Below are 12,086 nucleotides of genomic sequence, written 5' to 3' on the forward strand. Positions count from 1 at the left end.
GCGTAGCCACTGGCCTCATCGCGAGCAAGCTCGCTCCTACAGGGATCTTTGTCGCACTGGAGATCTACTGTGGGAGCGAGCTTGCTCGCGATGGCGGCATCAGCAACAAAAAACTAGAACCTGGAGCCCGGCTTTGAGAGAAACGCCAACTCCTCAGCCGTAGACTCCCGCCCCAACACCGCATTGCGATGGGGAAACCGCCCAAACTGCGCAATCACCCTCTGATGCCGCTCGGCGTAATCCAGGTAATCGGCAAACAGCGTTCGGTCACCTTCAGGCTGCTGCGCCACCAGTTCGATATAGCGCGAGACACCTTCGTTTTGCACCGCGAGGTTTTCGCTGTGCTCGAACACCAGATAGATGAACACCCGCTGAATCGGCTGCAACTGGCGATCGAAATCCGCCGCAATACCTTGGGCTACCAATTTCTGTGCGCGGGAATCGCCGGAGAATGCTTTGGGAGTGTCGCGAAAGATCATTCGCGGGATTTGATCGAGCAACAGCACCAGGGCCAGCCAACCTTCGGGACATTGCATCCACTCGGTCAATCCGCCGGCCAGTGCCTGCTCGGCCTGGCCCCCGAAACGCTCACGCGCTTCGAGGTCCTGGCTGTCGCGCTTGCCAAACCACAACTTGCCCTTCTGCGCCGCCACTTCCTTCGCTGACCCGAAATTTCCGAACCACCAATCAAGCAACGGCTGCCAGGGCGCGGTCATGGTTTATTCCTTGTGGTAAGCCGTGACGCGGGCAACTTCTTCCTTCGAACCGAGGAACACCGCAACACGCTGGTGCAGGCCTTCCGGCTGGATGTCGAGGATGCGCTGGTGGCCGTCGGTGGACGCGCCGCCTGCCTGTTCCACCAGGAACGACATCGGGTTGGCTTCGTACATCAGGCGCAGTTTGCCCGGCTTCGACGGCTCGCGGCTGTCGCGTGGGTACATGAACAGACCGCCACGGGTCAGGATGCGGTGCACGTCAGCCACCATCGCGGCAACCCAGCGCATGTTGTAGTTCTTTTTCAGCGGGCCTTCATCGCCGGCCAGCAATTCGCTTACGTAGCGCTGTACCGGTGCTTCCCAGTGACGCTGGTTGGAAGCGTTGATGGCGAATTCCTGGGTGGTTTCAGGAATGGTGATGTTTTCGTGGGTCAGTACGAAACTGCCCATCTCACGGTCCAGGGTGAAACCTTTCACGCCGTCGCCCAGGGTCAGGATCAGCATGGTCTGCGGGCCGTAGATCGCGTAACCGGCGGCCACTTGCTGGGTGCCTGGCTGCAGGAAAGCCTTCTCATTCAAGGGCTCGTTCTGGCTCAGGTATTCATTCGGGCAACGCAGTACCGAGAAGATGGTGCCGACCGGGGCGTTGATGTCGATGTTCGACGAACCGTCCAGCGGGTCGAATACCAGCAGGTACGCGCCTTTCGGGTATTTGCCCGGAATCTGGTAGGCGTTATCCATTTCTTCGGACGCCATGCCGGCCAGGTGACCGCCCCATTCGTTGGCTTCGAGCAGGATCTCGTTGGAGATCACGTCGAGCTTTTTCTGCACTTCGCCCTGGACGTTTTCAGTGCCCATGCTGCCCAGAACGCCACCCAGGGCGCCTTTGGACACGGCGTGGTTGATCTCCTTGCAGGCACGCGCCACCACTTCGATCAGGAAGCGCAGATCGGCAGGAGTGTTGTTGCTGCGGGTCTGCTCAATCAAATAGCGACTCAAGGTAACGCGGGACATGGAAGGCTCCGGTGGAATGGGGGGGCTAAAAACCCGCGCAGTTTAACGCGAGTCGGGGCGCATTTCCTCCTATCAGACGTGATCGGCCAAAGAGAGTTCATGTGCGGGGATGAGCGTAGTAGGAAATGGACTGGATGTGAGCCTGGGAACTGCGGTCATTTCGGTATTTTTCAGTGACTGAACGAACGCTTTCGCGAGCAGGCTCGCTCCCACAGGGGTACGCGTTCCAACTGTGGGAGCGAGCCTGCTCGCGATTGGGTGCGCAGCATCCATTGTCAGGATTTGACAGAGGGCTTGCGCAGCAAGCTGAACGCCATCGCCGCCAGGAACAGGACACTGAGCAACAACACCGCCCACAAGCCGAACTTCTTCCAGGGGATGTCCGTCGTCGCCAGCGTTTTCTCTGTCGATGCATTCGAAACCACCGCCCCGACATCCACAATGGCCCTGCCCAAGGTCGCAAGCTTCGCCGGGCTGTAATCCGGAATCAGCGTCGACAGCGGCAAGTTCGCCGCCTTCGCCGTCGAATTCCCCACGACCAGCGTGTAAGGCCCAGGCCCGCGCGCCAGGAACACCAGTTGTGTGGCACGCACGGCATACTTCAGCGTCGGCGCCCGATCACCCAGGCCGCCACCGCGTTCGTCCACGGTCAGCTTCAATTGCTGGACGATCTGCCCGGACAACTGCAATTCGTTTTGCACCACATCCTGACCGTTCTGGGCCAGGCGATAGAGCAAACCGCTGCCCAACGACTGCCAAGGCAGACTGCTGTCGCGACGGCCGGCCAGGCTCACTGGCGCCAGGCTGTTGGGCTGGCTCAACTCGACCTGCACCCGCTCGACATTCAGCCCCATCGGCAACTGCCAGGTGTATTCACCCGCCTTCACGCTGCTGCCGGTCAACCCTTGGGACCAGACCAACGGCAGCGGCAGGCTGCGGGTACTGGCGCTCTGTAGTTGTGCCGAAGTCAGTGTCGGTGCCGAATGCGGCGTGATCCACAGTAACCGCAGGTAGCGTGCCGACTGGCCCGGCAGGTTGACTTCATGCTGTTCGACCCGCTCGTCGGAAAAGGTCAGGCGCGCCACCTGCCCTTCGCCCCAGGACTGCCAATGCTGCAAATCGTTGCTGGCTTCGATGGTGAAACGCTGGAAGCCGTCGCGCTCGCTGCTCCAGTCCAGAACCAGCTGCTGCAACGGCGCCTTGATAGCCGAAGCGTCGAGCAACCAGCCACGCAGCTCTTCCTCACTCGCCTCCAGCTGACTGGAGGGCTGCACCTCGACCAATGTGCCGTTGGTGCTCGATTGCACCCGCACGCTCGGCGCGGTTTCAGTGGCGTCCACCGAGTTGTACAGCGGAAACCATTTCACCTCGGTCAAGGTGCGCGCTTCATTGCTCCGCGCCGATTCCCGGGCCAGGGCATAAGCCTGAACTTCGCCCGCCGCATTGAACACACGCACATCGCTCAGGTCGGCCTGCCGTGCATTCAGTTGTACGTTCAGGGGCAGTTCAAGGCGATACCAGGGCCCTTCACCCGTCACCGACAAAGGTACTTGGGTGGTGAAATCCGCCGGTTTTTCTTGGGCAACCGCCGACAACACTACGCCCATGGCAACTGCGCCCAGCCAACCCAGGTTCAGCTTCTGACTCAAGATGACACTCCTTCGGATTCCGGGACCGGTTTCTCGATATCCGGCACAGCTTCGGCACGCTTGGGCGGCAGCGGGGCGAAATAGCCCACCACCAGCAGCAACACGCCGACACCGATAAACGACACGATCCGCGCCAGCCCGCCGCGATTACTCAATTCGACAAAGAACAGCTTGGCCACGACCACACCTATCAAGGCGGCGCCGATCAACCAGACTTCGCGGTGGCGACGCAAATGGCCACCGATCATCAGGCTCAGGGCCATCAAGGTCCAGACGATGGACAACCCGGCTTGCACCCGCATCGACGCCAACAACAGATCCAGCTCGAACGGCACCCCGCTCCAATGGTGCGCCGTACGCATTACCAATGCCGTAAAGAACACGAACAGCGAGGCACCTGCGACCCCTTGCGTGGCGATGGCGGCGTAATCCTTGTACAGCGCCAGTTGTGTCATGGCGCTGCGGGACCAGACATAGATGCCGAACAGCGCGAACAACAGGCCCAGCTCCAGCGGGTTGATCAATGGCACGTAGGGCAGTGGCTCGGCGTTGCCGTCACTGGCGACATTCGCCAGCCAGAACCAGCCGAGCATCAGCAACGCCAGCGGCGCGGCGGCGTATACACGGTATTCCCTCGAGTACGCCGCCACCGGCCACGGCCACGCGCGAGGCGCCGCCATCAGAACCAGATACAGACTTGGCAGAATCGCCCAACCCAACCAGCGCCAAGCGTTGTATTGCTCGGACAACACCAGCAAGCCATAACGCAGCTCCAGCGCCAGCACCCCCATCAACAGCCAACAGCCGAGCACATGGGCGACACTCGTCACGCGTGCTGGCAGCATGGGCGCCAGGCGTCGCAGGGACATGAAATGCACCACGAACACGGCGGCCCACGCCAGCCAGCCGACGTTGGCCGCCGGGTGGTAACGCGAGTGCCAGGCTGCCAGCAGCACCAGCGCCGCCGCGGGAATCAACACCGTACCGAGCACCCCCAGTGACGGCCATTTCAGGCGCAGCGCCAACACCGTCCATAGCGCAACACTCACAGCTGCGATGCTTAACAACAAAGTCGCCTGCATCGGCAGCGACGCAAAATGCAGCACTTCGATGACCCAGGCCAACGCCCACCAGCCCGCGCCCCACACCAGCAACGCCTGGGACAATCGCAACAGGCTCAGCCCTTCGAATGCTTCGGGCGAATGACCCATCTGCAAACGCCAGGCCCCGACCATCGCTGCCAGCCCCAACACCAGCGGCGCCCAGAATCCAGCATGAGCCAAGGGACTCAGCCCTTCACTGAACAGCGGCCCCGTCGCCAGGAACAGCGCACCACCCAACAGTTGCACAGCGAGCGCGGTGAACACGAATGTGCGCGATGGCAGGCGCAAGCCAACCAACAACGTCAACGCCCCGGCCAAGGCCCAACTGATCACCGTGCCGTGGCTGAAGAAAAACAACGGCGCCAGCAAATAGAGAAACGCCAGCCCGAGGCACGCCAGGACTGGCAGACCTTTTAGCTCCCAAGGCCTGATCTGCTCCGGCAAGGCTTTACGCAACTGGTAGAAGCTGAACAACAACGCAACGCCCAATAACAGCGCGCCTAGCGGTACACCACCGAGCAGGCTGCTCTCGCTGTTGTACAGCTCGCTGAGAAACACCAGCGCCGAGCCCAGTTGCAGGAGCAAGGCAAACGCCCGGGCCAGGGGCCTTTGCTGGCGAAGGCCGAGCCAGAAGATCCCCGCGCCCTCCACCGCCCACGCCGCGGTCGTCCAGCGTGCATCGAGCCCCAGCGGAATCGCCAGGCTGGTGAAGATCACGCCCAAGGCCAGGCAGGTTTCCCCCAGTAACAGCGTGCGCCCGGCCATCAGCCAACGGGCAAGTCCCATGTAAATCATGCCCAGCGCCAAGGCACTGAATGCCGCAGCGAACTCCAAATGCTGCACCAGTGCGAACTGCAAGCCGAAACCCACCAGCGGCGGACCGAACAGCAGCGTGCCGTCGACGTAGTCGCCCTTGCGCGCCGACCATTGCAGCAGCGATTCGCGACTGCTCTCTGCCGGTGCATCACTCATTTCCAGCAGCCTGCGCCGGGCGAACAGCAGACCAATGGCCAGGTACATCAGGAAAAACAAAATCAGAAACGGCTCGGTGCTCCACAACTGCTCCGGCGAGTAGGAACGCAGGCCCCAGGCGAAACCGATGCCGAAGGTGCCGCTGAACCCGATGACATTCAACAGCCGCCAGGCCTTGAACCAGGCGATGGCGAAGATGCCGGCGTTGAGCAGGGCAAAGTAGCTGAACAGCGCGACGTGGCTGCCGGCGCCGGTGGAGGCCAGCAGCGGCGCGGCGAATCCGCCCAGTGCGGCCGCGGCGGCCAACCCCAGGGAGTCCTGGGTAATGGCGAGAATCGCCGAACAGACTGTCACCGCCACCAGCAGGCCAAACCCCGATGTGGGATCGAGCAGCGGATGCAGGCGCATCGCGGCAAACACCGTCAGGTACAACACGGCGATCCCGGCCCCTTGCAGGATCAACGCATAACTGCTGTTGCGCGCCCGTAACCACCAGCCCAGCCCGAGCAACCCCAAGGCCGCCGCCGCAACGCCTGCGTACCGCAACTCAACCGGCACCACCACGCCTTCGGTGGCATAGCGCAGCAAAAAGGCCAGGCCGAGGAACAACAGCACCACGCCGACCCGCAACACGGTATTGCCACCGAACAACCAGGCTCGGGCACGGCTGATGGCGCGATCGATAAGGTTCGGGCCACGCGGAGGGACAGGTGGTTGTGCCTGGCGAGCGATCGGCTCGGGCTTCCAGGCATCGGCGGGCTGCGAACGGTTGGTTTCGGTGGCCGCTGCGGCGATCGGCTCGAGTTCGGGCGGCAGCTCCCAGACCAACTCCGGGGCTGCGGCAGGTGCTTCATCGAGGATGGTTTCAGGTGAGACCAGTGGCTCGCGGGTTTCCGGCGCCTTGACGCCCGATGCTTCGAGCAGCGCCAGCCGTTGCTCGACAGCCTGCAGCGCTACCTGCGCCTGTTCCAGCAAACGCTGCTGCTCGACTGCCTGCGAGTCCATGCGAGCCATGCGAAGGGCCTGGCCGATACCCAATCCGAACAACGCGCCCAGCAGCGCATCGCTGAATGACTCGTCGAGTATCCAGCCGAGCACCAGCCCTATCAGCATGAACATCCATTGCATGGTCGATATCCCTAAGCGGCCCCATCATGAGGCAAGTCCAAGCGGTACAGTGTCTGATCAGTCTAGTGCGAAAACACCACAACCCAGTGTAGGAGCGAGCTTGCTCGCGATGAGGCCATAACATTCAGCATTAATGTTGAATGTCAGTGCGCTATCGCGAGCAAGCTCGCTCCCACAAGGGATTGTGGTGTGTTCAGAATCTGATCAACCCTGCCGCCCGGTAATCCAGCGCCTAGTATATCGACCCAGCCCGTCAACAACCGGGCCTTGCTCGCAGTTCTGGCTGAAAACTACTCCAGTGCCTTCCAGATTTCCGTGGCGTACTCGCGAATGGTCCGGTCCGACGAGAACCAGCCCATCCGCGCCGTGTTCAACACCGCCGAGCGCCACCACTCCTTCGAATCGTGCCAATGGGCTTCGACGCGCATCTGGGCGTGCCAGTAGGAATCGAAGTCGGCGCAGACCAGGAAGCGGTCGTAGTCCACCAGCGAATCGATCAATCCGGCGTAACGGGACGGATCGTCCGGCGAGAACACCCCACCACGAATCGCTTGCAGCACATCGTTCAGACGATGGGACGCGGCGATATCCGGCACCGCGCTGAACTCATGATTCTGTTTGCGCGCCTCCACCTGCTGCGCGCTGAGACCAAAGATAAACATGTGCTCGGTGCCGATGCGCTCGCTCATTTCCACGTTGGCCCCATCCAGGGTACCGATAGTCAGCGCGCCGTTCAGGCCGAATTTCATGTTGCTGGTGCCAGAGGCTTCGAACCCGGCGGTGGAGATCTGCTCGGACAAATCCGCCGCCGGAATGATGCTCTCCGCCAGGCTGACGTTGTAGTTGGGCAGGAACACCACTTTGAGCAAGCCGCGCACGGTCGGGTCGTTATTCACCACCCGGGCGATGTCGTTGGTCAGCTTGATGATCAGTTTGGCCTGGTGATAGCTCGCGGCTGCCTTGCCGGCGAAGATTTTCACCCGTGGCACCCAGTCGATTTCAGGCTCCGCGCGAATCGCCTGGTACAACGCCACGGTGTGCATCAGGTTGAGCAACTGGCGTTTGTACTCGTGGATTCGCTTGACCTGCACGTCGAACATCGCCGCCGGGTTGACCGCCACGCCCAGTCGCTCATGAATCAGGTACGCCAGGGCTTTCTTGCTGTGCAGGCGTTGCTCGGCAAACGCCTTGCGGAATGCACTTTTCTCGGCGAACGGTTCAAGGGCGAGCAAACGCTCTTCCGGGTTGTCCAGTACCGCGGAGCCCAAGGCATCGACCAGCATCGAGGTCAGTTCGGGGTTGGCCTGATACAACCAGCGGCGGAAGGTGATGCCGTTGGTTTTGTTGTTGATCCGCTCCGGGTAGAGCTTGTGCAGTTCGGAGAACACCGTTTGACGCATCAGCTGCGTATGTAGCCCGGACACACCGTTGATGCTGTGGGAACCGAGAAACGCCAGGTTGCCCATGCGCACCCGGCGACCGTTGTCTTCCTCGATCAGCGACACCGCGCGCAGTACGTCGAAGTCGTGAATGCCTTTGGCCCGCAGGGAGTCGATGTGGTGGGCGTTGATCAGGTAAATGATCTGCATGTGCCGCGGCAACATGCGTTCCATCAAGCCGACCGGCCAGGTTTCCAGCGCTTCGGGCAGCAATGTGTGGTTGGTGTAGGACAGCGTATCGACGGTGACCTGCCACGCGGCATCCCACGCCACGTCATACACGTCGACCAGTTGCCGCATCAGTTCAGCCACGGCAATCGAGGGGTGAGTATCGTTGAGCTGAATCGACGCGTGATCGCCCAGGGTCAGCACCGAGGTGTGCATGTTGCGATGGCGGCGCAACAGATCCTGCAATGAGGCGGCGACGAAGAAATACTCCTGACGCAGGCGCAACTCCTGGCCGGCTTCGGTGCTGTCCGCCGGGTACAACACCCGAGAGATACTTTCGGCCCGGGCCACTTCGGCCACGGCGCCCAGGTGGTCACCGGCGTTGAAACGCTCCAGATGCAGGTCTTCCATGGCCCGGGCACGCCACAGGCGCAGGGTGTTGACGCTCGCCCCACGCCAGCCGACCACCGGCGTGTCGTAGGCAATCGCTCGCACGGTTTCCGCCGGGGACCAGACTTGTCGGGATTTGCCGGTGTCGTCGGTCAGGGTCTCGACACTGCCGCCGAAACCGATGGTGTAAGCCACTTCCGGCCGCTCGAACTCCCAAGGGTTGCCGAAATCCAGCCAGTGTTCGGTCTGCTCCTGCTGCCAGCCATCGACAATCGCCTGACGGAACAACCCGTGCTCATAGCGGATGCCGTAGCCATGACCGGCGATGCCGAGGGTCGACATGCTTTCCAGGAAACACGCCGCCAGACGCCCGAGGCCGCCGTTGCCCAGGGCCGCATCGGGCTCCAGCAAACGGATTCGCTCAATGTCGACGCCGAGTTCGGTCAGGGCTTCGCGGGCCACGTCGAGCAGGCCGAGGTTGCTCAGGCTATCGAACAGCAGCCGACCGATGAGAAATTCCAGGGAGAGGTAATAGACGCGCTTCTGACCTTTGCGGTAGATCTGCCGCGTGTGGTCCATCCAGTGCTCGACCATGTGATCCCGCGCGGCCAGGGCAATGGCTTCGAACCAGTCGTGGTCGAAGGCGTGATCCGGGTCTTTACCCACTGCATAAGTGAGTTTGGTCAAGACGGCGTCGCGGAATGCGGCCACCTCTGCTTCGCGAACAAGTGGTTCTTGAGTCATCGATAGGACCTCGAGCGAGCTTGGAGTTGTCTGAGCCTAGACGGTCTGACAGGCGGTAGAGGCTCTGGTTCGGCAGTTTTTCCTGTAAGGGCGAATCGGGTCGGCAATACATTGTCGTGTACCTGATTCAATGCAGGGGCCGTGCCGGATTAGCGGTTTATTGGCCGGCCGTGAAAAAATCTGGCGAAAGGTTGTTCAAAAATCCACCAGTCCCGGTATGATCGCGCGCCCTGATGCACACGCTGGTAACAAACGATGATGAAGCCGAACCTGATCGCTGCCGCAGAGATCGACCGCCTCGATACCTGGGCCAAGTACTCTGCCCCGATGTGCGGCTCGTGCATGTCCAGCTGCTGCACCCTGCCCGTCGAGGTCAAGATCAAGGATCTGATCCGCATCGGCGTGGTCGATGAATTCGAGCTGGGTGATCCGCCGAAGAACATCGCCAAGCGCCTGCAAAAGGAAGGCTTGGTCGAACGCTTCAATCAGAAGTCAGGAATCTTTACCCTCCAGCGCATGAGCAACAACGATTGCCTGTACCTGGATCGTAAGAGCCGTCTGTGCACTATTTATGAAAAGCGCCCGGATACTTGCCGTAATCACCCGAAAATCGGCCCGCGGCCGGGGTATTGCGCGTACAAGCCAAAAGAAGTGGAGCGCGAGCGGAGTTCACGGAGTATCGAGCGGTTCTGATACTTCCTGAAATTTGCGGCGGCTGATCGGCCGCCATCGCGAGCAAGCTCGCTCCCACAGGGGTTCTGTGGTGTTCACACAATTTGTGGTTCACCTCGAACACTGTGGGAGCGAGCTTGCTCGCGATGAGGCCCGAACAAACACCGCATAAATCCCAGACAAACAAAAACGCCCCCGGTCTCTCGACCGGGGGCGTTTTCGTTCAGCCGGGGCTAAATCTTATGCCTTGGCTTTCTTGGCAGCGCGGGTACGCTCGCTTTCGTCCAGGATCTTCTTGCGAAGACGGATGGACTTAGGAGTTACTTCACACAGCTCGTCGTCCTGGATGAATTCCAGAGCCTGTTCCAGGGTGAAGCGAACAGGTGGAACCAGAGCGATGGTTTCGTCTTTACCCGAAGCACGCATGTTGTCGAGCTTCTTGCCCTTGGTAGGGTTAACGCCCAGGTCGTTGTCACGGCTGTTCAGACCAACGATCTGACCGTTGTAGATTTCCTGACCGTGTTCTACGAACAGCTTGCCACGCGCCTGCAGGGTTTCCAGGGAGTAGGTCAGTGCCTTGCCGGTTTCAACCGAAACCAGAACGCCGTTCTGACGGCCGGACATGTCGCCGGACTTCATCACGTCGTAACGGTCGAAGATCGAGGTCAGGATGCCAGCACCGTTGGTCAGGGTCAGGAACTGGTTACGGAAACCGATCAGACCGCGAGCAGGGATGTTGTATTCCAGACGTACACGGCCCTTGCCATCCGGCACCATGTTGGTCAGGTCGCCCTTACGCAGGCCCATCTCTTCCATCACCTTGCCCTGGGATTCTTCCGGCAAGTCGATGGTGACGTTTTCGAACGGTTCGTGCTTCACGCCGTCAACCAGACGGATGATCACTTCCGGACGGCCTACAGCCATTTCGAAGCCTTCGCGACGCATGGTTTCGATCAGTACCGAGAGGTGCAGTTCGCCACGGCCGGAAACCTTGAACTTGTCAGCCGAGTCGCCTTCTTCAACGCGCAGTGCAACGTTGTACAGCAGCTCTTTGTCCAGACGTTCCTTGATGTTACGGGAAGTCACGAACTTGCCTTCTTTACCGCAGAATGGCGAGTCGTTTACCTGGAAGGTCATGGAAACGGTTGGCTCGTCGACGGTCAGCGGCTTCATCGCTTCGACCGTGTCCGGGTGGCACAGGGTGTCGGAGATGAACAGCGAGTCCATACCGCTGATGCACACGATATCGCCTGCTGCAGCTTCTTCAACGTCGATGCGGTGCAGACCGTGGTGACCCATCAGCTTCAGGATACGACCGTTACGCTTCTTGCCGTCGGCACCGATAGCCACAACCGGGGTGTTCGGCTTGACGCGACCACGAGCGATACGGCCAACACCGATAACACCCAGGAAGCTGTTGTAGTCCAGTGCGGAGATCTGCATCTGGAACGGACCTTCACGGTCAACAGCCGGCGCCGGTACGTTGTCGACGATCGACTGGTACAGCGGGGTCATGTCTTCAGCCATTTCGGTGTGGTCCAGACCGGCAATACCGTTCAGGGCCGAGGCGTAGACGACTTTGAAGTCCAGCTGTTCTTCGGTGGCACCCAGGTTGTCGAACAGGTCGAAGATCTGGTCCAGAACCCAGTCCGGACGCGCGCCTGGACGGTCAACCTTGTTGATGCACACGATCGGACGCAGGCCGGCTTCGAAAGCCTTCTTGGTCACGAAACGGGTTTGCGGCATAGGGCCGTCTTGAGCGTCAACCAGCAGCAGAACGGAGTCGACCATCGACATTACGCGTTCAACTTCGCCGCCGAAGTCGGCGTGGCCCGGGGTGTCCACGATGTTGATGTGGTAGCCGTTCCAGTTGATGGCGGTGTTTTTCGCCAGAATGGTAATACCGCGCTCTTTCTCCTGGTCGTTGGAGTCCATCACGCGCTCGTCGTTGAGCTCGTTGCGCTCCAGGGTGCCGGATTGACGCAGGAGTTTGTCTACCAGGGTGGTCTTACCATGGTCAACGTGGGCAATGATGGCGATGTTGCGTAGATTTTCGATCACTTGTGTATCTCGATCAGAGGATTCGGTGTG

7 protein-coding genes are annotated in these 12,086 nt (G+C 60.6%); 1 reads left to right on the plus strand and 6 read right to left on the minus strand.

What is annotated here, in order from left to right; genetic code table 11:
• Positions 1-113: 113 nt before the first annotated feature.
• The 5 genes from AC1RDQ_RS11860 to AC1RDQ_RS11880 form a co-directional block, all read right to left on the minus strand.
• Positions 114-716, minus strand: coding sequence for a DUF924 family protein (locus AC1RDQ_RS11860; RefSeq protein ID WP_492587344.1), 603 nt, complete (start codon positions 714-716; stop codon positions 114-116).
• Between the two features lie 3 nt (positions 717-719).
• Positions 720-1,730, minus strand: coding sequence for a class 1 fructose-bisphosphatase (locus AC1RDQ_RS11865; RefSeq protein WP_150811990.1), 1,011 nt, complete (start codon positions 1,728-1,730; stop codon positions 720-722).
• Between the two features lie 275 nt (positions 1,731-2,005).
• On the minus strand, positions 2,006-3,379 hold the full coding sequence (locus tag AC1RDQ_RS11870; RefSeq protein ID WP_492587346.1) for a DUF3999 domain-containing protein: 1,374 nt from the start codon (positions 3,377-3,379) through the stop codon (positions 2,006-2,008).
• Positions 3,376-6,582, minus strand: a complete 3,207-nt coding sequence (locus AC1RDQ_RS11875) for a DUF2339 domain-containing protein (protein WP_492587348.1) — start codon at positions 6,580-6,582, stop codon at positions 3,376-3,378. The genes AC1RDQ_RS11870 and AC1RDQ_RS11875 overlap by 4 nt, the downstream gene beginning before the upstream one ends.
• A 290-nt stretch (positions 6,583-6,872) precedes the next feature.
• Complete coding sequence (locus tag AC1RDQ_RS11880; protein WP_492587350.1) at positions 6,873-9,323, minus strand: glycogen/starch/alpha-glucan phosphorylase; 2,451 nt, start codon at positions 9,321-9,323, stop codon at positions 6,873-6,875.
• A gap of 255 nt (positions 9,324-9,578) precedes the next feature.
• Between AC1RDQ_RS11880 and AC1RDQ_RS11885 the strand changes: the two genes are divergently transcribed.
• Positions 9,579-10,016 (plus strand): YkgJ family cysteine cluster protein, encoded by a 438-nt coding sequence (locus tag AC1RDQ_RS11885; protein WP_108216195.1) that lies wholly within the window; start codon positions 9,579-9,581, stop codon positions 10,014-10,016.
• Between the two features lie 219 nt (positions 10,017-10,235).
• On the opposite strand, the gene typA is transcribed toward AC1RDQ_RS11885, so the two are convergent.
• Entirely contained in the window at positions 10,236-12,056 is a 1,821-nt protein-coding gene (gene typA, locus AC1RDQ_RS11890) for a translational GTPase TypA (RefSeq protein ID WP_057712399.1), read from the minus strand.
• Positions 12,057-12,086: the final 30 nt, after the last annotated feature.

Source organism: Pseudomonas sp. GW823-FHT02E01 (genome assembly GCF_058797535.1).

Bases quoted from the DNA above. Each gene is read 5' to 3' on its own strand.
- AC1RDQ_RS11880 (WP_492587350.1), bottom strand. From the start codon at position 9,323: ATGACTCAAGAACCACTTGTTCGCGAAGCAGAGGTGGCCGCATTCCGC.
- AC1RDQ_RS11860 (WP_492587344.1), bottom strand. From the start codon at position 716: ATGACCGCGCCCTGGCAGCCGTTGCTTGATTGGTGGTTCGGAAATTTC.
- AC1RDQ_RS11875 (WP_492587348.1), bottom strand. From the start codon at position 6,582: ATGCAATGGATGTTCATGCTGATAGGGCTGGTGCTCGGCTGGATACTC.
- AC1RDQ_RS11885 (WP_108216195.1), top strand. From the start codon at position 9,579: ATGATGAAGCCGAACCTGATCGCTGCCGCAGAGATCGACCGCCTCGAT.
- AC1RDQ_RS11865 (WP_150811990.1), bottom strand. From the start codon at position 1,730: ATGTCCCGCGTTACCTTGAGTCGCTATTTGATTGAGCAGACCCGCAGC.